The sequence below is a fragment of the Nonomuraea sp. NPDC004580 genome, assembly GCF_040609855.1.
Lineage (GTDB): Bacteria > Actinomycetota > Actinomycetes > Streptosporangiales > Streptosporangiaceae > Nonomuraea > Nonomuraea salmonea.
Genome location: NZ_JBEXLH010000001.1, coordinates 304086 through 328319, shown reverse-complemented (window position 1 = coordinate 328319; position 24234 = coordinate 304086). Strand labels below are relative to the sequence as shown.

General features: G+C 70.9%; 21 protein-coding genes. 11 read left to right on the top strand and 10 right to left on the bottom strand.

Annotation, left to right across the window (positions count from 1 at the left end; genetic code table 11):
• Positions 1-129 precede the first annotated feature (129 nt).
• The 3 genes from ABZW11_RS01500 to ABZW11_RS01490 are packed head-to-tail and all read right to left on the bottom strand — an operon-like array spanning position 130 to position 1896.
• Positions 130-576 carry a PTS glucose transporter subunit IIA gene (locus tag ABZW11_RS01500; protein WP_355411419.1) on the bottom strand — a complete coding sequence of 149 codons (447 nt, stop codon included), beginning with the start codon at positions 574-576 and terminating at the stop codon, positions 130-132.
• Between the two features lie 10 nt (positions 577-586).
• Positions 587-823 carry a PTS glucose/sucrose transporter subunit IIB gene (locus ABZW11_RS01495; protein ID WP_345396624.1) on the bottom strand — a complete coding sequence of 79 codons (237 nt, stop codon included), beginning with the start codon at positions 821-823 and terminating at the stop codon, positions 587-589.
• A gap of 38 nt (positions 824-861) precedes the next feature.
• Positions 862-1896: an SIS domain-containing protein gene (locus ABZW11_RS01490; protein ID WP_355411417.1), complete on the bottom strand. Its 1035-nt coding sequence runs from the start codon at positions 1894-1896 to the stop codon at positions 862-864.
• 127 nt (positions 1897-2023) lie between these two features.
• Here ABZW11_RS01490 and ABZW11_RS01485 point away from each other — a divergent pair, with 127 nt between their 5' ends.
• The 4 genes from ABZW11_RS01485 to ABZW11_RS01470 all read left to right on the top strand — a co-directional run bounded on the left by ABZW11_RS01485 (position 2024) and on the right by ABZW11_RS01470 (position 6174).
• Positions 2024-2764, top strand: coding sequence for a GntR family transcriptional regulator (locus ABZW11_RS01485; protein WP_345396618.1), 741 nt, complete (start codon positions 2024-2026; stop codon positions 2762-2764).
• Between the two features lie 69 nt (positions 2765-2833).
• Positions 2834-4147 (top strand): PTS transporter subunit EIIC, encoded by a 1314-nt coding sequence (locus ABZW11_RS01480; RefSeq protein ID WP_355411415.1) that lies wholly within the window; start codon positions 2834-2836, stop codon positions 4145-4147.
• Between the two features lie 161 nt (positions 4148-4308).
• Positions 4309-5541 carry a PTS transporter subunit EIIC gene (locus tag ABZW11_RS01475; RefSeq protein WP_355412016.1) on the top strand — a complete coding sequence of 411 codons (1233 nt, stop codon included), beginning with the start codon at positions 4309-4311 and terminating at the stop codon, positions 5539-5541.
• 222 nt (positions 5542-5763) lie between these two features.
• On the top strand, positions 5764-6174 hold the full coding sequence (locus tag ABZW11_RS01470) for an Rv3235 family protein (RefSeq protein WP_355411413.1): 411 nt from the start codon (positions 5764-5766) through the stop codon (positions 6172-6174).
• A 191-nt stretch (positions 6175-6365) separates the two neighbouring features.
• Here ABZW11_RS01470 and secA read toward each other — a convergent pair whose 3' ends face one another.
• Entirely contained in the window at positions 6366-9155 is a 2790-nt protein-coding gene (gene secA / locus ABZW11_RS01465) for a preprotein translocase subunit SecA (RefSeq protein WP_355411411.1), read from the bottom strand.
• Between the two features lie 224 nt (positions 9156-9379).
• On the opposite strand from secA, the gene ABZW11_RS01460 reads away from it, so the two are divergent.
• Together ABZW11_RS01460 and ABZW11_RS01455 are read left to right on the top strand one after the other, a co-directional pair.
• A complete protein-coding gene (locus tag ABZW11_RS01460) occupies positions 9380-9640 on the top strand; it encodes an HGxxPAAW family protein (RefSeq protein WP_345396606.1) in 261 nt (86 codons plus the stop codon).
• A gap of 424 nt (positions 9641-10064) precedes the next feature.
• Positions 10065-11252 (top strand): crosslink repair DNA glycosylase YcaQ family protein, encoded by a 1188-nt coding sequence (locus ABZW11_RS01455; protein WP_355411409.1) that lies wholly within the window; start codon positions 10065-10067, stop codon positions 11250-11252.
• Positions 11253-11364: 112 nt separating this feature from the next.
• Here the strand turns inward: ABZW11_RS01455 and ABZW11_RS01450 are convergent, their stop codons facing one another.
• The 6 genes from ABZW11_RS01450 to mtrA all read right to left on the bottom strand — a co-directional run bounded on the left by ABZW11_RS01450 (position 11365) and on the right by mtrA (position 18416).
• A complete protein-coding gene (locus ABZW11_RS01450; protein WP_355411407.1) occupies positions 11365-12063 on the bottom strand; it encodes a response regulator transcription factor in 699 nt (232 codons plus the stop codon).
• Between the two features lie 172 nt (positions 12064-12235).
• Positions 12236-12904, bottom strand: coding sequence for a ribosome-associated translation inhibitor RaiA (gene raiA, locus ABZW11_RS01445; RefSeq protein WP_355411405.1), 669 nt, complete (start codon positions 12902-12904; stop codon positions 12236-12238).
• A gap of 626 nt (positions 12905-13530) precedes the next feature.
• Complete coding sequence (locus tag ABZW11_RS01440) at positions 13531-14199, bottom strand: phosphoribosyltransferase family protein (protein WP_355411403.1); 669 nt, start codon at positions 14197-14199, stop codon at positions 13531-13533.
• Between the two features lie 52 nt (positions 14200-14251).
• The gene (locus ABZW11_RS01435; RefSeq protein WP_355411401.1) at positions 14252-15988 is read right to left on the bottom strand and encodes an LpqB family beta-propeller domain-containing protein; all 1737 of its coding nucleotides are present in this window, start codon (positions 15986-15988) and stop codon (positions 14252-14254) included.
• On the bottom strand, positions 15975-17720 hold the full coding sequence (gene mtrB, locus ABZW11_RS01430; RefSeq protein ID WP_355411399.1) for an MtrAB system histidine kinase MtrB: 1746 nt from the start codon (positions 17718-17720) through the stop codon (positions 15975-15977). The genes ABZW11_RS01435 and mtrB overlap by 14 nt, the downstream gene beginning before the upstream one ends.
• A gap of 18 nt (positions 17721-17738) precedes the next feature.
• Positions 17739-18416: an MtrAB system response regulator MtrA gene (gene mtrA, locus ABZW11_RS01425; RefSeq protein ID WP_043620615.1), complete on the bottom strand. Its 678-nt coding sequence runs from the start codon at positions 18414-18416 to the stop codon at positions 17739-17741.
• 268 nt (positions 18417-18684) lie between these two features.
• On the opposite strand from mtrA, the gene ABZW11_RS01420 reads away from it, so the two are divergent.
• Genes ABZW11_RS01420 through ABZW11_RS01400 form a run of 5 tightly spaced genes read left to right on the top strand, consistent with a single transcriptional unit; the run spans position 18685 to position 24234 of the window.
• Positions 18685-19977 (top strand): glycerophosphoryl diester phosphodiesterase membrane domain-containing protein, encoded by a 1293-nt coding sequence (locus tag ABZW11_RS01420; protein ID WP_355411397.1) that lies wholly within the window; start codon positions 18685-18687, stop codon positions 19975-19977.
• A complete protein-coding gene (locus ABZW11_RS01415; protein ID WP_355411395.1) occupies positions 19974-20687 on the top strand; it encodes a DUF4129 domain-containing protein in 714 nt (237 codons plus the stop codon). Before ABZW11_RS01420 ends, ABZW11_RS01415 begins: the two co-directional genes overlap by 4 nt.
• Entirely contained in the window at positions 20684-21853 is a 1170-nt protein-coding gene (locus ABZW11_RS01410) for a DUF4350 domain-containing protein (protein WP_355411393.1), read from the top strand. The genes ABZW11_RS01415 and ABZW11_RS01410 overlap by 4 nt, the downstream gene beginning before the upstream one ends.
• Complete coding sequence (locus ABZW11_RS01405; RefSeq protein ID WP_355411391.1) at positions 21843-22826, top strand: MoxR family ATPase; 984 nt, start codon at positions 21843-21845, stop codon at positions 22824-22826. Before ABZW11_RS01410 ends, ABZW11_RS01405 begins: the two co-directional genes overlap by 11 nt.
• Positions 22827-22860: 34 nt before the next feature.
• Positions 22861-24234, top strand: coding sequence for a DUF58 domain-containing protein (locus ABZW11_RS01400; RefSeq protein WP_355411389.1), 1374 nt, complete (start codon positions 22861-22863; stop codon positions 24232-24234).

Below are 24234 nucleotides of genomic sequence, written 5' to 3'. Positions count from 1 at the left end.
CCACCAAAACGGACGACCGACAATATTGTGACGGGTCCGGCGACCCCGCTGACGACCGTTCATCTCCCCCGGACCGCTCTTATTCCCCCATTGGGCACGAAACTGCGCTTAAAGTCGGAAACCGCGCGCTCAGGCCCATTCGAAGAGCTGGTCACCGGCGTGCACCGCCCCCAGCGTGACCCCGGTGACCGCGCCGGACAGCGCGTCGAGCGCGACGACGGGGCAGACCGGCGACCGGCCGCCCGCCTCGACGACCGCGGGGTCCCAGGCCACCACGGGCTGACCGGCCGCGACCCGGTCGCCCTCCGACGCCAGCAGCGCGAAACCTTCGCCCTTGAGCTGCACGGTGTCGATGCCCAGGTGCACGAGCACGCCCTTGCCGTCGTCGCCGACGATGACGTACGCGTGCGGATGCAGTTTCATGATTTTTCCGGCTATGGGAGCCAGGGCCTCGCCCGGCCCCCTGAGCGGGTCGATCGCCGTTCCCGGGCCGACCATGCCCGCCGAGAACACCGGATCGGGCACGGCTGCCAGCCCCACGGCCTCCCCCTCGACCGGGGCGAGAACAGTCGTCATGATCTCGCCCTTAGCCGATGATGTCCTCGATGTCGCTGGCCATGGTGTCCGCCTCCGGCCCGACGACGACCTGGACCACGTTCCCCGTGGCCATCACGCCGTGCGCGCCGGCGGCCTTGAGCGCCGCCTGGTCCACCTTCGAGGCGTCGTGCACCTCCGTGCGCAGGCGGGTGATGCAGGGCTCGATGTCGATGATGTTGCCGGCGCCGCCCAGCGCGGCGATGATCGCGTTCACGTCCGCCGCCATCAGGTCCTCCCTCGGGTCACCTCTCCGACCAGGCTAGATCAGTCGGTCTGGGTGACCTTGTTCAAGCCGCGCGGCGCGTCGGGGTCGACGCCGAGCCGGCGGGCCAGCGCCTCGGTGAGCAGTTGCCCCGGCACGATGAGGCCCATCGGGGCCACCCACTCGGGCAGGTCGGGTCCGTTGAGCGCGGCCGTGCCCGCCTGCGCCAGCGCGCTGCCGCCGCCGATCGTGTACGCCGCCGCGCCCGCGGCCACCACCCGCTCGGCCAGCGCCACGGTGCCCTGGAGGGTCGGGCTGTTCTCGGAGGCGACCAGCAGCGCCGGGGTGTCCTCGTCCACGACCGCGATGGGGCCGTGCAGCAGGTCGGCGTACGACAGGCCCATGGCGTGCAGGTAGCAGGCCTCCTTGAGCTTGAGCGCGGTCTCCAGCGCCGTGGAGAAGGCCAGGCCGCGCCCGGAGACGACCACGCCTGGCTTGTCCAGCAGCCCCTCGACCACGGCGTCCAGGTCGCCGGGCTCCGCGAGGAGCTTCTCGACGGCCTCGGGCACCCGCCGCAGGTCGTCCACGTCCACGTCGGCGCCCAGCCCGATGGCGAGCACCGCGAGGGCGGCGAGCTGCGTCGTGTACGTCTTGGTCGCCGGCACCGCCTTCTCCTCGCCGGCCACGGTGCACAGGGCCACGTCGGCGGCCTGCGCGAGCGGGCTCCGCGCACCCCCGTTCGTCACGGCGACGGTCTTGGCCCCGCAGTCCTTGGCCCAGCTCAGCGTCTCGACGATCTCCTCGGTGCGTCCCGACTGCGAGATCGCGACGGCCAGCACCCCGTCGAGGTCGAGCCGGCGCTTGTACGTCGTCGCGATCGACGGCGCGGCCAGCGCCGCCAGCCGCCCGGCGTGCGCCTCCACCAGGTAACGCCCATAGACTGCGGCGTTGTCGGAAGTGCCGCGCGCGATGAACAGCAGCTGGCGGGTCTGCTCGCCCAGAGCCTTGATCTCGCCGGCCTTGGGGAGCAGGGAGTCCAATGTGTTCCGCAACGCGGTCGGCTGCTCGGCGATCTCGCTGCGCATCTTGGTGGTCATCTCGCGCTCTTCCCTCAACTCATGCGGTTACAGACTTGACCGTCTTTTGCGTCTTATGGTGGTCTAGTCCGGACTAGACCAGTACGAACCATAACTCATAGTCCAGACGGAGACGAGGGGAGGATCCGTGGCGCACATCGATCCGGACAGCCCGGTGCCCAAATACTTCCAGCTTCGCGAGATCCTGCTGGACCTCATCGACAGCGACGAGTTCGGCATCGGCGCGGCCATCCCGTCCGAGCGCGAGCTCTGCCAGCGCTTCGGCCTGTCCAGGATGACCGTGCGCCAGGCCGTCGACCACCTCGTCTCCGAGGGCCGGCTGCACCGGGTGCCGGGCAAGGGCACGTTCGTCGCCCGGCCGAAGATCGAGCTGGCCCTGCAGCTCACCTCGTTCACCGACGACATGCGGGCCCGCGGCATGATCCCCGGCTCGCGCGACCTCGACCGCCGCGTGGTGCGCGCCAGCGCCCACCTGGCCAAGGAGCTGGGCATCCAGCCGGGCGAGGAGGTGCACTTCATCGAGCGGCTGCGGACGGCCGACGGCGAGCCGCTGTCCATCGAGCGGGCGCACATCCCGGTCAAGCTCGCACCCGACCTGGCAGACTACGATCTGTCGGATAAATCACTGTACGAGCTGCTGGAGCGCCGCTACGGGCTCGTCATGGACGCCGGCGAGCTCACCATCGACGGCGGCCTGGCCGACCCCAGCGACGCCGACCTGCTGAAGCTCCCCCGGGGCGGCGCCGTCCTGCTGCTGCAGCGCCGGTCGTTCTCCGGCGGGGTGTGCGCTGAGCTGGGCGTGTCCACCTACCGGGCCGACCGCTACCAGTTGCGCACCCTCCTGGAGGGGCCGGCCCGCCGGGGCTGACGCCGGCCCGGGTTCGCCGCGCCGTACGACCCCCAGTCCCCGGCAGAGATGCCTCCGGAGGAACGCCCGGTGAACGAGACCACCGCCGCCCGGCCATCGCCGTTCGCCCGCACGATGAGCGTGCTCCAGCGGCTGGGCCGCTCCCTGATGCTGCCCATCGCCGCCCTGCCCGCCTCCGCCCTGCTCCAGCGCTTCGGCCAGCCCGACATGCTCGGCGCCAACGGCGCCGAGCCGGGCGGCCTGGCCGACGTGGCGGGGCTGGCCTGGATGAGCCAGGTCGCCGAGGTGCTGGAGGCCGCCGGGGCGGCCCTGTTCGAGAACCTGCCGCTGCTGTTCGCCGTCGGCGTCGCCATCGGGTTCGCCCGCAAGTCCGACGGCTCCACCGCGCTCGCCGCCGTCGTCGGCTATCTCGTCTTCGACCGGGTGACGAAGGTGATGTTCGCCGGCTCGGACATCAGGGAGACCGTCCTGATCAAGGAGGTCCAGCCCGACGGCATCAAAGAGGTGATCAACTACGGCCTCCAGAACCCCACCAGGGTGCTCGGCGGCATCGTCATCGGGCTGGTCGCGGCGCTGCTCTGGCAGCGTTTCCACCGCATCAAGCTGCCGGCGTGGCTGGCGTTCTTCGGCGGGCGGCGCTTCGTCCCGATCGTCACCTCCATCGCGGCGCTGCTCATCGGCGTGCTCTTCGGCTGGCTGTGGCCGGTGATCGGCGAGTGGATCAGCCACGCCGGCGAGGCACTGGCCTCCATCGGCCCGATCGGCACCGGCGTCTACGGCCTCATCAACCGGCTGCTCATCCCCCTCGGCCTGCACCACTTCGCCAACTCCGTCGTCTGGTACGTCGTGCCGCAGTGCGAGGTGAACGGCCGCGTCCTCGGCGGCGACTGGAACTGCTACTTCGGCGGCGACCCGCACTCCGGCGAGTTCATGGCCGGGTTCTTCCCCATCATGATGTTCGCCCTCCCGGCCGCCGCGCTCGCCATGTGGCGGGCGGCGCCCAAGCACCGGCGTGCCACCGTGGGCGGCATCATGCTGTCGGCGGCGCTCGCCTCGTTCGTCACCGGCATCACCGAGCCGATCGAGTTCGCGTTCATCTTCGTGGCGCCGCTGCTGCTGGTCGTCCACGCCGTCCTGACCGGGCTGGCGATGGCGGTGACCACCCTGATCGGCGGCCAGCTCGGCTTCGGCTTCTCCGCCGGCCTGCTCGACCTGCTGCTGAACGCCAGCAAGTCGAACACCGAGAACGTAGCGGGCATCCTGGCGATCGGTGCGGTCTACGGCGTCCTCTACTACGCCGTCTTCACGTTCCTCATCCGCCGCCTCAACATCCAGACCCCCGGCCGCGAACCAGAGCCCGACGTCGACTCCGGCGAAACCTGACGGCGTTTCCCCCGTTCTCCCCCAGGGCAGGAAACCGGCGATCCCCCGCGACGCGAGCCCGGCGTGTGCGGCCGGCGCGGGAAGAGGGGTGATCGACGGCCGTGCCGCCCGCCTGGTCGTCCGCGGCGTTCGCGGTGCTGCAGCGCATCGGCCGCTCGCTCATGATGCCCATCGCGGTCCTGCCGGCCGCGGGGCTGCTGTTCCGCTTCGGCCAGCCCGACCTGCTCGGCGCGGACGGCCTCGGCGGCACCCTGCCCTGGCTCCTCCCCGCGGCCGGCGTGCTGGCGGCGGCCGGCGGCGCCCTGTTCGAGAACCTGCCGCTGCTGTTCGCCGTCGGCGTCGCGATCGGGTTCGCCCGCAGGTCGGACGGCTCCACGGCCCTCGCGGCCCTGGTCGGCTACCTGGTGTTCGACCGCGTGACCAAGACCCTGTTCTTCGAGGCAGGCCACGGCGCCGTCCACGCCAAGGTCGCCGTCACCCTGCACGACGGCACCCCCGCGCTCGACCTGGGCGCCCAGAACCCGACCGGCGTCCTCGGCGGCATCGTCATCGGCCTCACCGCCGCCCTGCTCTGGCAGCGCTTCCACCGCGTCAAGCCGCCATCCTGGCTGGCCTTCTTCGGCGGGCGCAGGGCCGTACCGATCATCACCGCCGTCGCCGCGCTGCTCATCGGCGTCGCGTTCGGCCTGGTGTGGCGCCCGATCGGCGACGGACTCTCGCACGTCGGCGACTGGCTGTCGGCGAACGGCACGGCCGGCACGGGCATCTACGGCGTCGCCAACCGCCTGCTCATACCCATCGGCCTGCACCACTTCCTCAACACCATCGTCTGGTTCACCCTCCCCGAGTGCCGCGCCGGCGTGCGCGGCGCCACCAGGGACGCGGCCGGCGACCTCAACTGCTATTTCGCCGGCGAGCAGGGCGCCGGGATCTTCATGACCGGCTCCTTCCCCGTCATGATGTTCGGTTTGCTGGGCGCGGCCATCGCGATGTGGCGGGCCGCGCCACCGCATCGCCGCAAGGCGGTCGGCGGCATCATGCTGTCGGCCGGGCTGACGGCGTTCGTCACCGGCATCACCGAGCCGCTGGAGTTCGCGTTCATCTTCGTCGCGCCCGTGCTGTTCGTCCTGCACGCGCTGCTGACCGGCCTGTCGATGGCGCTGATGGCCGAGCTGGGCGCGAGGCTCGGTTTCACGTTCTCCGGCGGCGCCATCGACCTGGCCCTGAACGCCACCAAGTCCAACACCCACGGCGTGCCGCTGATCCTGGCGTTCGGCGTGCTCTACTTCGTCCTTTACTACGCCCTCTTCGCGGTCCTCATCCGCCGCCTCGACCTCCCCACTCCCGGCCGCGAACCGGACACCCCGGATAAGGACACCGCGCAAACTCCCTGACTCGCCGGCCCCAAACCTTTGGGGACGCTCTCATGACGCCGGGGCCGCCGACCGCAAATGATCAAACTCACCCGAAGACCACTCCAACTTCCTGCCGACTTCCTCCGCATCGGCGGACATATCTCGCCCGCACCCGCCGAAGTTGGTGCCGTTTGTATTCTTCGGCCGGACCGAAAACTCCTTATAACGATTCTTTCTTCGCCGTCGAGTTGGAGGTTTCGCATGGCCCTCAGCCCCACCGCCGCAGCGCCGTACGACGAGGGCCCCAGCACCCACGGCTCCCTGGCCCTCGACCGCCCTCCGATGGTGTGGGGCCCGGCGGGCACGCCGCCCGACGAGCGCCGGTTGCGCCACCTCAGCCAGGCCGTGGCCGAGGTGCTGGCCGGCCGCCGCCCGCCCGAGAGCGTCGCCGACCGGCTCACCGACAGCGCCTACCGCGGCCTGGTGAAGGCGGGCCGCATGTACACCAGCGACCGTCCGCCGTTCGCCGGCCGCGTCCACCTGACCGAACCCCGCGACGGCGCCCTCGAACTGTGCACGGTCATCCACTGCACCACCCGCGACCACGTCCTCGCCCTCCGCCTGGAACGCCGCGGCATGCACTGGATCTGCACCGACGTCGAAACCGCCTGAGAACGCCACGACGTGCAGCGGGCCCGCACCGACCTCGAAACCGCCTGAAAACACCGCCCAGCGGGCCTGCACCGAACGCCGGAGAACGCGGCAGCGCGCAGCGGGCCCGCCCCGACATCCAGACCCGCCGGAGAACGCGCAGAACCCCCGCTCTCGCGCGAGAGCGGGGGTTCTGCGGTCGCCTTACCGGCTCAGGCGGCGTTCTTCGGATCGCCGTGGCAGCGCTTGTACTTCTTGCCCGACCCGCAGGGGCAGGGCGCGTTGCGCTCGACGTTGCCGTACGCCGCCCGCTCCTCGGAGGTGGTGCGCACCTTCACGTGCTCGACGTCGCCCTGCTCGCCCGGCGCCGTGTACTCGAGCTCGGCCGGCCGCTGCGGACCGCGCAGCCCGCGCGCGATGATCGAGCGCGTCTCAGCGATGGCGGCGTCCTCTTCCTCGACGATCGGGTTCTCCTGAACCTCGACCTCGAGGTTGAACAGGAAGCCGACGGAGTCCTCCTTGATGCCCTCCAGCATGGCGGAGAACATCTCGAAGCCCTCGCGGGCGTACTCGATCTTGGGGTCCTTCTGCGCGTAGGCCCGCATGCCGATGCCCTCGCGCAGGTAGTCCATCTCGTAGAGGTGCTCACGCCACTTGCGGTCGAGGACGGACAGGATCACCCGGCGCTCGAGGTCACGCATGGTGTCGGGGCCGAACTCCTCCTCCCGCCGGTCGTAGGCGGCCAGCGCGTCGGCCTTGATCCGCTCGCTGATCAGCTCGGCGGTCAGCTCCTCGCGGTTGCCGGCCTCCTCGATGAGGTCGTCGATGCGGACGCTGACCGGGTAGAGCTCGCCGAACGCCTTCCACAGCTTCTCGAGGTCCCACTCCTCGGCGAAGCCCTCGGCGGTGGCGCCCTGGACGTAGCCCTCGATCACCTCGCCGATGAAGCCCCGCACCTGCTCGTGCAGGTCGGCGCCCTCGAGGACGCGGCGGCGCTCGGCGTAGATGACCTTGCGCTGGCGGTCCATGACCTCGTCGTACTTCAGAACGTCCTTGCGGATCTCGAAGTTCTGCTGCTCGACCTGGTGCTGGGCGGAGGCGATGGCCTTGGAGACGATGCCGGACTCGATCGGCTGGTCGTCGGGGATGTTGAGCCGCGTCATGATCATCTCGACTCTGGCCGAGTTGAACAGGCGCATGAGGTCGTCGCCGAGCGACAGGTAGAAGCGCGACTCGCCGGGGTCGCCCTGACGGCCGGAACGGCCGCGGAGCTGGTTGTCGATGCGGCGCGACTCGTGGCGCTCGGTGCCGAGGACGTAGAGGCCGCCGAGCTTGGTGACCTCGTCGTGCTCGGCCTTGACCGCCGCACGCGCCTTCTCCAGCGCCTCGGCATACGCCTTCTCGTACTCCTCCGGCGTCTCGACCGGGTCGAGCCCGCGCTGGCGCAGCTCCAGGTCGGCGCGGAACTCGGAGTTGCCGCCGAGCATGATGTCGGTGCCTCGACCGGCCATGTTGGTGGCGACCGTGACGGCGCCCTTGCGGCCCGCCTCGGCGATGATCGACGCCTCACGCGCGTGGTTCTTCGCGTTGAGCACCTCGTGCGGCACGCCGCGCCGCTTGAGCGCCTTGGACAGCCGCTCGGACTTCTCGACCGAGGTGGTGCCGACGAGCACCGGCTGGCCGGCCTCGTAGCGCTGCTTGATGTCCTCGACCACCGCGTCGAACTTGGCGTCCTCGGTCTTGTAGACCACGTCGGGCTGGTCCTTGCGGATCATCGGCCGGTTGGTCGGGATCGGGACGACGCCCAGCTTGTACGTCTGGTGGAACTCGTTGGCCTCGGTGGTCGCCGTACCGGTCATGCCGGCCAGCTTCTCGTAGAGGCGGAAGTAGTTCTGGAGGGTGACCGTGGCGAGCGTCTGGTTCTCGTCCTTGATCTTCACGCCCTCTTTGGCCTCGATGGCCTGGTGCATGCCCTCGTTGTAGCGGCGGCCGTGCAGGATGCGGCCGGTGAACTCGTCGACGATGAGCACCTCGCCGTCGGCGACGATGTAGTCCTTGTCCTTCTTGAACAGCTCTTTCGCCTTGAGCGCGTTGTTCAGGAAGCCGACCAGGTGGGTGTGCTCGGGCTTGTAGAGGTTGTCGATGCCGAGCCAGTCTTCGACCTTCTCGACGCCGGACTCCAGGATGCCGACCGTGCGCTTCTTCTCGTCGACGATGTAGTCGCCGGTGCTCTCCTCGCCCGGGTTCTTCGCCTCGACGCCCCTGCGCAGGCGGGGCACGATCTTGGCGAACTCCTGGTACCACTTGCCCGACTGCTCGCCGGGGCCGGAGATGATCAGCGGGGTGCGGGCCTCGTCGATGAGGATCGAGTCGACCTCGTCGACGATGGCGTAGAAGTGGCCGCGCTGCACGCACTCGTCGAGCGTCCAGGCCATGTTGTCGCGCAGGTAGTCGAAGCCGAACTCGTTGTTGGTGCCATAAGTGATGTCGGCTTCGTACTGCTTGCGCCGCTCGTCGGGCTGCTGGCCGGAGACGATGCAGCCGACCTCGAGGCCGAGGAAGCGGTGGACGCGGCCCATGGTCTCGGCGTCACGCTTGGCCAGATAGTCGTTGACCGTGATGACGTGGACGCCCTTGCCCGCGATCGCGTTGAGGTAGGACGGCAGCGTACAGGTCAGCGTCTTGCCCTCACCGGTCTTCATCTCGGAGATGTTGCCCATGTGAAGGTTGGCGCCGCCCATGATCTGCACGTCGTAGGGCCGCTGGCCGAGCACGCGGCGAGCCGCCTCGCGCACGGTCGCGAACGCCTCGGGCAGGAGGTCGTCGAGACTCTCGCCGTCCGCGTGGCGCTGGCGGAACTCGTCCGTCATTGCGCGCAACTCCGCGTCGGACAGGCTCGTGAAGTCGTCCTCGATGGAGTTGACCTGGTCTGCGATCCGCTTGAGCTTGCGCAGGATCTTGCCTTCGCCGGCACGTAGGATCTTGTCGAGAATGGCTGCCACTTTATGTAAAGCTCCTCGCAGGTCTACCCCGGCGGCGCCGCCAGGAGGAGAGGCCGAGACAAACTTCCCCGCCTGCCATCGTAGGCGGTTCCGCAACCAGACACAGCCACCGTGCCGACGAGGGCACGGAACGGGTCTGGGAGAATGGGGGGAAGGCAGAGGGTATGCCGGTGGAGAGCCGGCTCGCACCAATTGCGGGATTTCCGGCAAAGGAAGGATTAGTCATGGTTGAGGGGAAGAAGTCGGAGCAAACCGAGCATCTCGGCAGCCACGGCGGGCGCGCGTCCTCGTGGCTCGCGGTGACCGTGATGCTGGTGGGAACGGTCGTCGCCGGCTTCGGCTTGACGGCCGACAACTGGACGGTCGTCTGGATCGGCGCCGGTGTGTTCGTCGTCGGCGGAATCCTCGCCCTCGTCTTCGACATCTTCACCGACGTCGTGATCGACGCGCCCCGGGTGGGGATGCGCGCAGAGGATCACCGCTGACGCAGGCATCGACCGGCGGGCGCCCGATCATCGGGCCGCCCGCCGTTTCCATATCCTGACCTTTACGTCTACACCCGGGCGTGTCCCCAACCCCAAACCGCCCCATTCCCCCCGACGGCCGCCTCCGGTGGGCCCCAACCCACACCGTCCTCACTCGTTGCGGGCGACCAGCGGCGCGCGTCCGGCGTCGCCAGAAGGATCACACAGCGAGCGGGTCCTGCCCCTCTCAGGCGATGGACCGGCAAGCGGGCGGGGTTCCGTCCCTGTCGGGTCGGCGGTCGGCGAGCGAGCCTCGTGACCGGGCTCATCGCCGCGTTCTCGCCCCACCCCCGCCACCCCAGCCATCACGCCGTGGAGGGGCGGGCGGTTCTGTCGGTGGGCGCCGCTAGATTGCTCGCATGCATCGCCGTACGGATCCGCAGCCATGAGCGACGTCACCGACCTCACCCCCGACGAGGCCCGGCGCATCATCCTCCGCGCGCAGGGCCTGATCGGCGCCGACGCGCGCAAGGGCGGGGTGCACACCATGCTCCGCAGGCTGGGCGCCGTGCAGCTCGACACCATCTCGGTGCTCGCCCGCTCCCACGAGCTGGTCGCCTACGCCAGGCTCGGCGCGGTCGGCCGGCCCGCGGTCGAGCGCGCCTACTGGCACGACCCGGCGCTCAGCTTCGAATACTGGTGCCACGCCGCGTGCCTCCTGCCCATCGAGCACTGGCCCCTCTACTCGTTCCGCCGCCGGGCCTTCCGCGCGCGGAAGCAGCGCTGGCACGAGGTCCCCGACGGGGTCGAGAAGCTGCTCGACCAGGCCCGCGAGTTCGGCCCGCTGACCACGTCCGACGTGGGCGGCGCCAAGAACGGCGGCCCGTGGTGGGACTGGTCCGACTCCAAGATCGGCCTGGAGTGGCTGCTCGACATCGGCGAGCTGGTCTGCACCCGGCGCGTCGGCTGGCGCCGCGTCTACGACCTGGCCGAACGCGCCGTCCCGCCGGAGCTGCTGGCCGAGGAGCCGTCCGACGAAGAGTGCATCACCCGCCTGACCGCCATCGCGGGCCGCAGCCTCGGCGTCGCCAACCGCACCGACCTCACCGACTTCATCCGCGTCAAGGGCCGCTTCGGCGAGATCCTCGACGAGGCCCTCCACAGCGGCGCGGCCGGGCTCGTGCCGGTCACCGTCGCCGGCTGGCCGGGCAAGCGCGGTCGGCCCAACGCCTGGGCCGACCCGGCCGCCCTGGCCGCCGAGCCCCGCGGCCGCCACCGCACCACGCTGGTGTCGCCGTTCGACTCCCTGATCTGGCACCGGGGCCGCACCGAGCGGGTCTTCGGCTTCACCTACACCCTTGAGCTGTACGTCCCCAAGCACAAGCGCGTCCACGGCTACTTCACCATGCCCGTGCTCGCCGGCGGCCGCCTGATCGGCCGGGTCGACCCGGCACGTGAAGGCTCGACCCTGGTGGCTCGCCAGCTCAGCCTCGAACCGGGCCTCTCGGCAGGAAAGTGGGCCGACGCCATGCGCGAGGCCCTGTGGTCAGCCGCCTCATGGGTCGGCTGCGACAACGTACGTGTCGAACGCGCCGACCCCCCAGAGCTCCTCCCCCTCCTCAACACCCCCTGAGCCCGCGGGCGGCATGCGGTGCGTACGGACGCCGGAGAGGCGGGCGCCGCGTGCCGGCTCGCGGTCGGTTGTCCGGCGGTCTGGCCGCTGGGGGTGGGGGTGGCAGGTGGGGTCAGGTGATTTCCAGCATGCGTTCGCGTACCGCGTAGACCACGGCTTCCATCCGCGAGTGCAGCTGCAGTTTGTCGAGGATGTTGCGGACGTGGTTCTTCACCGTGTTCTCGGAGATGAACAGCTGCTTGGCGATCTCCCGGTTGTTCATGCCCTTGGCGACGAGCCGCAGCACCTCCATCTCCCGGTCGGTCAGCCGGGGGACGGGCAGCTGGGGCGGGCGTTCGGCCTCCTTGCGGCTCATGTTGGCGAACTCGCTGATCAGCTTGGCCGCCATCGCCGGGTTGATTAACGACTGGCCCTCGTGCACGCCCCGCACCGCGGCGGGTACGTCGTTGATCTGGACGTCCTTCAGCAGGTAGCCGGTGGCCCCCGCCTTGATGGCCTCGAAGAGGTCCTCTTCCTCGTCGCTCACCGTGAGCATGATGATCCGGGTGCTCGGGACGGAGTCCTTGATGCCCTTCGTGGCCTCGATGCCGTCCTGCCGGGGCATGCGCACGTCCATGAGCGCGACGTCAGGCATGAGGCGATCGGCCAGTTCGACCGCCTCCTGCCCGTCGCTCGCCTCACCGACCACCTCGATGTCAGGCTCCGCGGCCAGCGCCAGTGCCAGGCTCCGCCTGATCAGCTCGTGATCGTCCACGATCAGCACGCGGATCGGCTCGCTCGCCTGTGTGCGGGACTCGCCAGACTCGGTCACGAGGCCTCCTTGATCCGCCTCGCGCCTGACATTCCCTCGTTTCGCTCGCTCACCTGCGCCTGACTGAGCTCGCTCACGTCTCCTCCTCGTCGGGGGGCCAGAGCCGTTGAACCGCCATGATGGCATGTACCCGGCGGTTCTCGGGTGGTCGAGAAGATCTTTCAGCGCACGATCAGGGCTCTACGAGCCGCAGCACGCCGTAGTTGTACCCGCGTCTGTTGTAGACGACGCACGGCTGCCCGCTCTCCTTGTCACGGAACAGGTAGAAATCGTGTCCGACCAGCTCCATTTCCAGCAGGGCCTGGTCGATGGTCATGGGTTCGGCTCGGTGGAACTTCTCGCGGACGATGAGCGGCCCGTCGCCGTCCATCTCGATCGGGACGATGTCGTCGTAGAGCTGATCGCTTTTCTCCTGCCGCTCGTCCTCTTCGGCCTCGGCCTGCCGGGGGACGGCGGTCTGGGCGCGCGGCGCCGGCTCGACGGCGCCTGGGAGCGTCCTGGTGATCTCCGCCACGGAGGGCGGGCAGTGGTTGCCGTGATGGACTTTGCGCCGGTCGGCGAGCCTCCTGAGGCGGCCTTCCAGCTTGTCGAGGGCTAGGTCGAGGGCGGCGAAGCGATCGTCGGCCGAGGCCTCGGCGCGGATCGCGGGCCCTCGTGAGTGAATGGTGAGCTCCACGCGCTCGCGCTGTCCCGCGAGACGCGGGTTGCGTTCCTTCGACACCTCCACATCGACCCTGATGAGTTTGTTGTCCAGACGTTCGATCCTGGCCAGCTTGGTCGTCACGTGGTCGCGGAACCGTTCACTCACTCCTGTGTGCCGGCCCTTGACGATGATGTCCATGCAACAGCCCCCCTTCGGTCTAACGACTGAGCAAGAGCGCCCGACGACGGGTGCGCCGGACGGGGTGCACTGTTCGCCTTTCTGTCACCGTTCCCCTTTCCGACGTCGCGTCACCGGGATCTCGGGCGGCACCCGCCCGGCCGACCTGGTCTTCGACCCCACATCCGCCTGCTGAGGGTCTCGCAGCGCTGTCGCCACTACTGCCCTTCTCTTCTGACGGGGGACATCTGGACCCCCGGGAAGGCAGGACTTACCCCTAAGCCGCACCGTGATCGGTCGACAAAGAGTCGCCTTACGTGGACCGTTTTGCCTGCGGCTGGCATCGGCTAGCAGAGCCGGGGACCCCGACCCTGCGCAACCACGGACCCGAACGGGTGCCATGTCAGAACGCTATCCGCATCCAGCACGAATGTCAGCCGTAGCCCTGACCGAAGGATCACTTTCCGTGATTTCCCCTGGGTGGGTAAGCGACGTGCGATGCACCGGCCAACCGGTCGGGATCCCTTGTGCGGCAGCAGGTCCCGTGTGTCCGGAATGGAGCACAGGGGTGACAGGACAGAGACGTGTGACCTCGTGGGCGGTTGGTGAAAACGATCTTTTCTCACGGACGGTGACCGTAATAATCCTTAAGATCTTCGGCGTGTCGCGGCGGCGGTCACGGCCAGTGGCGCTCGCACGCCCGCCGCTCGTAGTGCCCTCGCCGCTTCGGCAAGGGTGGCCCCCGTCGTGACGATGTCGTCCACGAGCAGCGCAAAGGCTCCTGGAGGCGTTTTCGCGACGCGTACGACCTCAAGGGACCCCGCGAGGTTGGCGGCCCTCTCCGTGCCGCTCAGAGCCGCCTGGTCGGTCACGCCGCGCGCCTGCCCCAGGCCCGCCCACACCTCGGCCGCCAGCCCGGACGCCCGCAGGCGGGCCGCCACCAGCACCGCCAGCCGCCCCACGGGGTCGTGCCCCCTTGCCCTGCGCACCCGCCGCGAGCTGGGCACGGGCACCACCGCGAAGCCGCCCCGCACCCGCCCGAGCGCCATCACGGCCGTGAGCGCAATCGCGTCCGCCAGCGCCCCCGCCACCACGACCGCTCCCCGCTCCTTGTAGGCCAGGATCATCCTGCGGACCACCCCGTCGTACGGAGCCGCCGACCAGCAGTCGGGCAGGCCGGTCGGCGCCGGCGCGGGGACCCGCCGCGCGGGCGCGACGGTGAGCGCGGCCCGGCAGCGGGCGCAGCACGACGCCCCCTTCGCCCCGCACCCCACGCAGGAGGCGGGCAACACCAGATCGAGTACGTCGCTCAGCACGCGGACCAGCATGCCCCCCGCCACCGACAGTTCCGCTGGGGAGAGCGCGTCGTCAGCCCAGGGGGAACAGGGGTTCGGCGGCGTCGGACTCGATCTTGGCGGTCCAGGTCTGGCGGTCCTGGTTGAGCTCAAGGATCTTGGCGTCGCCGCCGCTGCCGACCGCCGCCAGGATGCGATCGTTCAGGGCGGCCAGCGAGGTGACGCGGTCCTTGAGCGGCACGCCGCTGGTCTGCCCGTCGCCCACGTTGATCTCGTTGAGCATCTGGCCGGCCTTGCTCTCCACCAGCACCAGCAGCCGCAGGTCGTCGGCCCAGGCCACGTCGGTGATCTGGTCGCTGCCCTCGGTGGTGGTCAGGGACTGCAGGTTGCCCAGCTCGACCCCGCCGCCCTCGCCGATGAGCGCCCCGATCTGGACGGTCTCGTCGTCGATGGTGACCACCACCCGCACGCCGTCCCTGGCGATGCGCAGCCCGGTGATGTTCAGGCCGACGAGCTGCTTGGGCGTGGGGACGACGTCGGGGCCGCGGCCGCTCTTGGGGTCGTAGCGCAGCAGGTCGGCGTTCTTGCGGTCGTAGGTCCATAGGGTGCCGTCTCTGCGCCAGGTCGGCGGCGTGAGGTCGCCGCCCTGGATGACCTGCTGCCAGCGCCCGTCGGGGCTGAGCCCGGCGACCGAGACGCCGGTGGAGGTGCGCGCGGCGACCGAGACGCCGCCGGCGTCCTTGGAGACGGCGAAGTCGGAGTAGCCGTCGCGCTGCTCGCCCGCGGCCCCCGCCACGGCGCCGGCGGCGCCGTCCTGGCCGAGGTAGTGCAGGGCGCCGCGGCTGACGTAGTAGGCCCGCTCGCCGCCGTCGCCGAGCCAGCTGTCCTCGGTGTTGGGGCGGTCGGTGATGTACGGCTCGCCGTCCACCTGGACCTCGATGATGCGGCCTTTGGCGATCTCGTTGTTGTTGAGGCTGTGCCTGATCTGGGCGCGCAGGGCGTCCTCGGCGCTCAGGTCGAGCACGTCGAAGTCACCGGAGAGGTTGATCACGACGCGTTCCTCGCCCGAGCGGATCGACTCGATCGCGCTGCCGGGCGGGAAACCGGTGGTGACCGCGCCGCGCAGGGCCTCGGTCGGCGGCTTGAGCAGCCGCTTGAGCACGGTCTGCGCGTAGGTCTCCGTGGTCTTGAGCCGCAGGCGTACGCGGTCGACGACCAGCGGCGGCTGCCCGTCGCGTCCGAGGTAGTAGAGGTTGGTCGGCCGGTACGCGCGGGCGACGTCGGCCGCGGTCAGCAGCAGCCCCTGGGGCAGGCTGTTGACCCGGAAGCCGCCGCCCGGCTCTCTGACCAGCTCGAAGTCCTGCGACCACGGCCCGGCGGTCGGCTTGTACGAGTCGTCCTCGTTGATCTGCGCCACCCACCGGCCCTTGACGGTGATCTTCATGGCGGGCTCGGTGCCGTCCATCGAGGCGGGCGGCACGACCTCGTACAGGTCCTCGATGACCGTCACAGGCCCCGCGGCACTCCACTTCTGCCGCGCCTGCGGCGTCAGGTACTGCTGCAGGACGGCAGGGTCCTCGGAGTAGGCGGCCATGGCGCTCTGCAGGCCCCTGAACGTCTCCATGGGCCCCCACGCGCGCTGCGGCCCGATGGCGATCATGCGCTGGAACGGCTTGGTCAGCGGGTCGCCGGCGCCCTCGTCGTTCACCGTGTACGGCGCGCTCGGCGGGATGACCGAGCACCCGGACCCCGCCAGCACGGCGACGACCGCGAGCAGGGCGACCGCGGCCAGCCGTCTAGTCCTCGTCATGACCGGCCCCGTCTGCGGAGGCGGGCAGGAGCACGGGCGTCATGGAGGTCCGCCACGTGCGCCGCATCTCGATCTCGGGCGGCACCAGCGACAGCGGCGAGCCCTTGAGGTCGGCCCCGGCCGTGCGCGGCAGCGTGAGCCGGAACTGGGAGCCCTCGCCGGGCTGGCCCCACGCCTGGAGCCAGCCGCCGTGCAGGGTGGCGTCCTCGCGGGAGATGGCCAGGCCGAGCCCGGTGCCGCCGATGGTGCGCGCCCGCGACGGGTCGGCCCGCCAGAACCGGTCGAACACCATCGTCTCCTCGCCGGTCTTGAGGCCGATGCCGTGGTCGCGTACGGCGACGGCGACGGCGTCGCGGTCGGCGCCGACGGTGACCACGATGTCGCGGCCCTCGCCGTGCTCGATGGCGTTGAACAGCAGGTTGCGCAGGATGCGCTCGACCCGCCTGTTGTCGATCTCGGCCATGCAGGGCTCGTTGGGCAGCCGCAGCTCGAAGCGGGTGGAGTGGCGCTCGGCGAGGGCCTCGGAGTCGCCGATGGCGCGCAGCACGACGTCGCGGATGTCGACGGAGTCGAGGTCGAGGGTGGCGGCGCCGGCGTCGTAGCGGCTGATCTCCAGCAGGTCGGCCAGCATCGACTCGAAGCGTTCGAGCTGGGCCTGCATCAGCTCGGCCGAGCGCGCGGCCATGGGGTCGAAGTCCTCGCGGGCGTCGTAGAGCAGGTCGGCGGCCATGCGGACGGTGGTGAGCGGGGTGCGCAGCTCGTGGGAGACGTCGGAGACGAACTGCCGCTGCACCTGGGAGAGCTCTTCGAGCTGGTGGATCTTGAGCGCGAGGTTGGCGGCCATTTCGTTGAACGAGTTCGCGAGCCTGGCCAGGTCGTCCTCGCCGCGCACTTTGAGCCGTTCGTCCAGCTTGCCGGCGGCGAGGCGCTCGGCGGCCTGGCGGGCCAGGCGTACGGGGGTGACGACCTGCCTGGCCACCAGGTACGCGATGGCGGCGAGCAGCATCACCAGCCCGAGCCCCACCACGACGATGGCCAGCCGGACGTTGGAGAGCATCTCCTCTTCCTCGGTCATCGGGAAGAAGTGGTAGACCTCGTAGTTGCGGCCGTCCGGCTGGTGCACGGCGCCGACCACCACGAACGTGAGCCTCGGCTGGCTCTCGCCGGAGAACTTGATCGTCTGGATCGACGCGACCGTCTTGTCGAAGCGGTGGTTCTTGATGTTGCGCCGCAGGCTCTGCTTGAGCCCCTCAGGCACGTTGGCGGGCACGACGTTGCCGGACGCCCGCGACTCCCCCGGGGTCGTCAGGTTGAGTATCAGCACGTCGTAGCGCTTGCCCGAGCCGTCCTCGCCGGTGCCCGCGACGGTGTTCATGACCTCGTCGAGCCGGTTGACCACGCCCTGCTTGCCGGAGTCGGTGGACTGGGCGGGGTCGTCGGTCTCGGGGGCCAGCGCGTCGGCGATCTGCAGCCGGTCGGTGAACGCCTCGTTGGTGGCCGACTGGGTGCTGCTGTCGACGACCGAACGGTAGATCTGGCCGTACAGGAAGGTGCCGAGCACCACCACGACGATCACCGAGATCACCAGCGTGCTGGTGACCACCTGGAGCTGGAGCGAGCGCCGCCAGACGCTCCGCGTCCTGCCCGCCGCACGCCGAACCCGCCGGCGGACGCCGCCGAGGATCTGGCGAAGCGTCCGTCTGCGGGTTCTACGTCTCGTCGTCGGGGGCATGGCGGAGCGGAACGAGGGTCAGGCCGGGCCGGCTTTGTAGCCCACGCCACGGACCGTCACGACGATCTCGGGGTGCTCGGGGTCCTTCTCGATCTTGGCCCTGAGCCGCTGCACGTGGACGTTGACCAGCCGGGTGTCGGCGGCGTGGCGGTAGCCCCACACCTGCTCGAGCAGCACTTCGCGGGTGAAGACCTGGCGCGGCTTGCGAGCCAGCGCCACCAGCAGGTCGAACTCCAGCGGCGTGAGGTTGATGGTCTCCTCGCCGCGCTTGACCGAGTGGCCCGCCACGTCGATGGTGATGTCGCCGATCTGCAGGATCTCGGGGGTCGGCTCATCGGTACGGCGCAGCCGCGCCCGCACCCTGGCGACCAGTTCCTTCGGCTTGAACGGCTTGACGATGTAGTCGTCGGCGCCCGACTCGAGGCCGAGCACCACGTCGATCGTGTCGCTCTTCGCCGTGAGCATGACGATCGGAACCCCCGACTCCGCCCTGATCCTGCGCGCGACATCGATGCCGTCGGCTCCCGGCAGCATCAGGTCGAGCAGCACCAGGTCCGGGCGTGTATCCCGGAACGCGTCGAGGGCCTTGTCGCCATCGGAGACAAATGACGGTTCGAAGCCTTCCCCTCGCAGCACGATCCCCAGCATCTCGGCGAGAGCGGCGTCGTCGTCGACGACCAGCACGCGACCTTTCATGGCCCCTCATTCGTTCTACGCATTGTGGGACATACCCGCACGATCGCTGAAGGTTACCCTTGGTCGGCCCATGAGTGTGACCTGAGCCCTGCAAAAGGCGAATTTTAGGTCCGCCCCCGCGACCGCAATCTCAGTCTGCGGTAACAAGGCGACTTTCGGCCATCCCTGGACGCGAACCTTGCCCCGATTCGTCAACCAATGTGGGCAAGATGAGGCGGCGATTCCGCTCCGTGACGCAACCCTCGGCCCAGCATGCCAGGATTGGGATATGTCAGACGGTCACGGTCCCACGCCCGAGACGCCATCAGGCTGGTCGGCCGAACAGCCCCCGCCCTACAGCGCCCCGCCGGCCTCCCCTTGGACCGCGCCCGGCTCCCAGCAACAGGGGCCCTATGGCGGCCCGCCGCACCAGCAGGCGCCGCAAGGGCCGCACGCCCCCTACCCGCCGCCCCCGCCGTACCAGCAGCACGGGCAGCAGCACGGGCAGCACCATGGGCAGCACCATGGGCAGCAGCCGCCCTACGGCCCTCCCATGCCGCACCCGCCGGCGCTGCGGCCCGGCATCATCCCGCTGCGCCCGCTCGGGCTCGGCGACATCCTCGACGGCACGATCAAGCTGATCAGGTCCAACCCCAAGGCGGTGCTCGGCCTGTCGGCCATCGCCGCCCTGATCGCCGCCGTCCCGCTGGCCGTGGGGCAGGCGTTCGTGATCGACGCCACCCGCGTCGCGCTCGACGACCCGACCGGCGCCGCCGAGGCCCAGCTCAACAGCGTCTACGGCGTCATCGGCCAATACGGCGGCACGCTCATCTCCTACGCCGTGCAGTTCGTCGTGGTCACGCTGCTGACCGGCGTGCTGACCCGCATACTCGGCCGGGCCGTCTTCGGCGGCAACCTCAGCGCCGGCGACGCCTGGCGGCTCGTCAAGGGCCGGGTGCCCGCGCTGTTCGGCGTGGTGGGGCTGATGGCCGTCATCATGCTCGTGCCGCTGATCGTGTTCACTCTGATCATGGTGGCGCTCGCGCTCAACGCCGGCGCGTCCGACCTCGGGTGGCTGTTCGGGGCGACGATCCTGTTCCTCGTCCTGTACGTCGGCTACTACCTGTTCTTCAGGACCCGCTTCGCGCTCGCCTCGCCCGCCGTGGTGCTGGAGGGCCGGGGACCCATCGACGCCATGCGCCGCTCGTGGCAGCTCGTCACCGGCGACTTCTGGCGGGTGTTCGGCATCCTGCTGCTCACGACCCTGCTGGTCGGGCTCGTGGCGGGCATTCTGACCGTGCCGTTCACGATGGCCGGCACGCTGTTCGGCATGCTCGGCGCCGACTCGGTCGCGACCACCGTCCTGGCCGCCGTGCTGCTGGCGCTCGGCACCATGCTGGGCTCGATGCTGACCTACCCGTTCGAAGCCGGTGTGTCCGGCCTGCTGTACGCCGACCGCCGCATGCGCAGTGAGGCGTTCGACCTCGTGCTGCAGACGGCGGCCATCGAGCAGCAGCGCCAGGGCTGGGTGCACGACTCGGCCGACGAGCTGTGGCACCCGAGCAACTCCGCGCGGTCGTGAGCCCGATCGATCGGGAGGAGGCCGCGCGGCGGGCCGCGGAAGAGCTTCTCCACCCCGACTACGCGAGGGAGCCGCTGCTCGACCTGATCTACCGGCGGGTCACGCAGTTCCTCGGCGACATCATCGACGTCGCCACCGGGGGCGGCACGACGGGCGGCATCATCGCGGCCATCGTGATCACGGCGATCATCCTTGGAGCGATCACGCTGATCGGCTGGCGGCTGCGCAGGTCCTCGCGCCGTAACGCGGCGCCTGACGGCGCCCTGTTCGGCGCGCAGGCCATGACGGCGCTCCAGCACCGCCAGGCCGCCGAGCGCCTCGCCGCGGAGGGCCGCTGGACGGAGGCCCTTCAGGAACGGCTCCGCGCCATCGCCCGCGACCTGGAGGAGCGCGCGCTGGTGGACGGCCTGCCCGGGCGCACGGCCGACGAGCTCGCCGCCGAGGCGGCCCAGGCACTGCCCGCCTTCGCCGGGGAACTCGCCGCCGCGGCCCGCTCGTTCGACGACGTGACCTACGGCGGGGTGGCGGGCACCAGGGAGGCGTACGAGACGATGGCGAGCCTGGACGACCGCCTCCGCCGAGCCCGCCCGGTCCCCCTGGCCATGGCCACCACCGGCCCCAGCGGCTCGACCGGCCCTTACGCTCTCAACGGCCCCACCGGCCCTGGCAGCCCCGCCGGCCCCCACAGCCAGGCCGAGGGCGGGTCGTGAGCCTCACCACCGCGGGGGCGTCCTACTCCACCTCGCCGACCGCGCGCTCCGCCTGGCGGGCCGGGCGGCTGTTCGTGCTGCTCGGCGTCATCGCGGTGCTCTTCGGAGTGCTGTCCGTGCTGCTGTCCGGCGACTCGGGCCCGTCACGGCCGCTGGATCCCGATGACACCTCGCTCTCCGGCTCCAAGGCGCTGGCCGAGCTGCTGCGCAAGCAGGGCGTCACCGTCGAGCGGGTCGACACCGCGGAGGCCGCGGTCGCCAAGGGGGCGGCGGGCGACCGGCTGCTGCTGGTCACCGACACCACCTTCATCGACCAGTACGCCCTGGCCAGGGTCCCCGGCGACCGGGTGATCGTCGGCGCCGTGCCCGGCCTGAGCGCGCTCGCCCCGGGGATCCAGATCGAGCCAGGCCAAGCGGCCCGCACCAGGTCGCGCGAGCCCGAGTGCGGGCTGCCGGCGGCGACCGCGGCGGGCAGCGCCTACCTGGGCGGCCCCCGGCTGCGCGGACCCTCGGGCGCGACCGCCTGCTACCCGGCCGACGACGGGCACGCGCTGGTGCGCTACCCGTACGGCGGCGGCACGATCACGGTCGTCGGCGACGGCTCGTTCATGACCAACCAGCGCCTGGCCGAGGACGGCAACGCCGCGCTGGCGCTCAACCTGATCGGCACCGGCAAGCCGGTCATCTGGGTCGTCCGCCCGGAGACCCCGCCGCCGTCCGCTCTGCCGGGCGAGCGCGGCGCCTCGATGTACGACCTGATGCCGGGCAGCATCCGCTGGGCCATCTCCATGGCGGCGATCGCGGTGCTGGTCACCGCGTTCTGGCGGGGCCGCCGCCTCGGCCCGGTGGTGGCGGAGAAGCTGCCCGTCGTCGTCAGGGCCGCCGAGACCGTGGAGGGCAGGGGCCGGCTCTACCGCGCCAGGCGCGCCCGGGAACGCGCGGCGGACGCCCTGCGCGCGGGCACGATCGACCGGCTGACGCCCCGGCTGGGGCTCGCATCGGGCGCGGGCAGGCACGAGGTGGTGGCCGCGCTCGCAGCCCGTACGGGCGAGGACGCCCACCAGGTCGCCGACGCGCTCTACGGCCCGCCGCCGAACGACGACGCGGGGCTGGTGGCGCTGGCCCGCTATCTGGACTCCATCGAAAGGACCGTCAGTGAGCTTTGACAGCACATATCGCGCGCCACAGCAGGGCGGCGACTCGGCCAGGGAGGCGCTGAGCGCGCTGCGCGCCGAGGTGTCCAAGGCCGTGGTCGGCCAGGACGCGGTGGTGACGGGGATGGTCATCGCGCTGCTGTGCCGGGGGCACGTGCTGCTGGAAGGCGTGCCTGGCGTGGCGAAGACGCTGATGGTCCGTACGCTGGCCGCCGCCCTGGCGCTCGACTTCAAGCGCGTGCAGTTCACCCCCGACCTGATGCCGGGCGACGTGACCGGGTCGCTGATCTACGACACGAAGACCGCGCGGTTCGAGTTCCGCGAGGGTCCTGTGTTCACGAACCTGCTGCTCGCCGACGAGATCAACCGTACGCCGCCGAAGACGCAGGCGGCGCTGCTGGAGTCGATGGAGGAGCGGCAGGTCAGCGTGGAGGGCGCGGCGCGCGAGCTGCCCGACCCGTTCGTGGTGTGCGCGACGCAGAACCCCGTCGAGTACGAGGGCACGTACCAGCTTCCGGAGGCCCAGCTCGACCGGTTCCTGCTGAAGCTGACCGTGCCGCTGCCGCCGCGCGAGCAGGAGATCGCGGTGCTCGAACGCCACGCGCTCGGCTTCGACCCGCGTGACCTGTCGCAGGTCAAGGCCGTCGCGTCGGCCGCCGACCTGGCGGCGGGGCGCGAGGCGGTGGCCGCCGTGCACGTGGCGCCCGAGGTGCTCGGCTACATCGTGGACGTCGCCCGCGCCACCAGGAGCTCCCCTTCGCTGCAGCTCGGCGTCTCACCCCGAGGCGCGACGGCGCTGCTGGCGGCCTCGCGGGCGTGGGCGTGGCTGTCAGGCCGCGCGTACGTCACCCCCGACGACGTCAAGGCACTGGCCAGGCCCGCGCTGCGGCACCGCGTCCAGCTGCGCCCCGAGGCGGAGCTGGAGGGCGCGACCGCCGACGGCCTGCTCGACGGCATCCTCGCCTCCGTCCCGGTCCCGCGCTGATGCCGGCCACCGGACTCGCAGGGCGGGTGTGCCGATGGCGTTGACCGGACGTGCCGGGCTGCTGGCGGCGCTCGGGATCGTGGTGGTGCTGTTCGCGCCGCAGCCGGGGGCCGCGCTGGCCGGGGTGTGCCTGCTGCTGGCCGCCGGCATCGTGGTGGACCTGGCCTTCGCCGGCGCCGTACGCCCGCTGCGTTTCCACCGCTCGGGCGACACGCTGCTGCGGCTCGGCCAGCGGGCCACCGTGGAGCTGGTGGTGGAGAACCCGGGCGGCCGGCGGGTGCGCGGCGCGCTCAGGGACGCCTGGCCGCCCTCCGCGGGCGCGGCTCCCAGGGTGGCTCCCCTCGACGTGCCGGCCGGCGAACGCCGCAAGATCACCATCACGCTCTCCCCCACCAGGCGCGGCGACCGGTCGTCGGTGGCGGTGACCGTGCGGTCGGTCGGCCCGCTGGGGCTGGCCGCCCGCCAGGGCAGTCACCAGTCCCCCTGGACCGTACGCGTGCTGCCGCCGTTCCTGTCGCGCAAGCACCTGCCCTCCCGCCTGGCCCGGCTGCGCGAGCTCGACGGGCAGCACCCGGCGCTCGTCCGCGGCCAGGGCACCGAGTTCGACTCCCTGCGCGAATACGTGGTGGGCGACGACGTGCGCTCGATCGACTGGCGGGCCACCGCGCGCCGGCACGACGTCGTCGTACGGACGTGGCGGCCCGAACGTGACCGGCGCGTCCTCATCGTGCTCGACACGGGACGCACCTCGGCGGGCCGGGTGGGCGCCGCTCCCGTGCCGCTGGCCGGGGAGCAGCCGGGCGGCGGCGGCCTGCTGGTACGCCCCGACGCACCGCCCGCGCCCGGCTGGCCGCGCCTCGACTGGTCGATGGACGCCGCCCTGCTGCTGGCGGCGCTCGCCGCCCGCGCCGGTGACCAGGTGGACTTCCTGGCCTATGACCGGGCCGTACGCGCCTGGGTGAGCGGCGCGTCCCGCACCGAGCTGCTGTCGTCGCTGGTCAACGTGATGGCGCCGATCGAGGCCGAGCTGGTCGAGGCCGACGCCCAAGGCATGGTCGCGGCGGTGCTCGCGCGGGCCAAGCGGCGCTGCCTGGTCGTGCTGCTGACCGACCTCAACCCGGCGGCGATGGACGAGGGGCTCATGCCGGTGCTGCCCCAGCTCTCCTCGCGCCACCTCGTGCTGGTGGCCGGGGTGTCCGACCCGAGCGTGGCGGCCATGGCCGAGCGCCGCGACACGGCCGAGCAGGTCTACGACGCGGCGGCGGCCGAACAGGCGAGGCTCGGGCGCAGGCGCATCACGGCCCGGCTGCGCAGGCACGGGGTCGAGGTCGTGGACGCGCCACCGGACGACATCGCACCCGCCCTCGCGGACGCCTACCTGGCGCTGAAGGCCGCCGGCCGCCTCTAG

Bases quoted from the DNA above. Each gene is read 5' to 3' on its own strand.
- ABZW11_RS01495 (WP_345396624.1), bottom strand. From the start codon at position 823: ATGGCGGCGGACGTGAACGCGATCATCGCCGCGCTGGGCGGCGCCGGC.
- ABZW11_RS01420 (WP_355411397.1), top strand. From the start codon at position 18,685: ATGTCAGACGGTCACGGTCCCACGCCCGAGACGCCATCAGGCTGGTCG.
- ABZW11_RS01500 (WP_355411419.1), bottom strand. From the start codon at position 576: ATGACGACTGTTCTCGCCCCGGTCGAGGGGGAGGCCGTGGGGCTGGCA.
- ABZW11_RS01475 (WP_355412016.1), top strand. From the start codon at position 4,309: ATGATGCCCATCGCGGTCCTGCCGGCCGCGGGGCTGCTGTTCCGCTTC.
- ABZW11_RS01455 (WP_355411409.1), top strand. From the start codon at position 10,065: ATGAGCGACGTCACCGACCTCACCCCCGACGAGGCCCGGCGCATCATC.
- ABZW11_RS01435 (WP_355411401.1), bottom strand. From the start codon at position 15,988: ATGACGAGGACTAGACGGCTGGCCGCGGTCGCCCTGCTCGCGGTCGTC.
- ABZW11_RS01490 (WP_355411417.1), bottom strand. From the start codon at position 1,896: ATGACCACCAAGATGCGCAGCGAGATCGCCGAGCAGCCGACCGCGTTG.
- ABZW11_RS01400 (WP_355411389.1), top strand. From the start codon at position 22,861: ATGGCGTTGACCGGACGTGCCGGGCTGCTGGCGGCGCTCGGGATCGTG.
- ABZW11_RS01470 (WP_355411413.1), top strand. From the start codon at position 5,764: ATGGCCCTCAGCCCCACCGCCGCAGCGCCGTACGACGAGGGCCCCAGC.
- ABZW11_RS01460 (WP_345396606.1), top strand. From the start codon at position 9,380: ATGGTTGAGGGGAAGAAGTCGGAGCAAACCGAGCATCTCGGCAGCCAC.
- raiA (WP_355411405.1), bottom strand. From the start codon at position 12,904: ATGGACATCATCGTCAAGGGCCGGCACACAGGAGTGAGTGAACGGTTC.
- mtrB (WP_355411399.1), bottom strand. From the start codon at position 17,720: ATGCCCCCGACGACGAGACGTAGAACCCGCAGACGGACGCTTCGCCAG.
- mtrA (WP_043620615.1), bottom strand. From the start codon at position 18,416: ATGAAAGGTCGCGTGCTGGTCGTCGACGACGACGCCGCTCTCGCCGAG.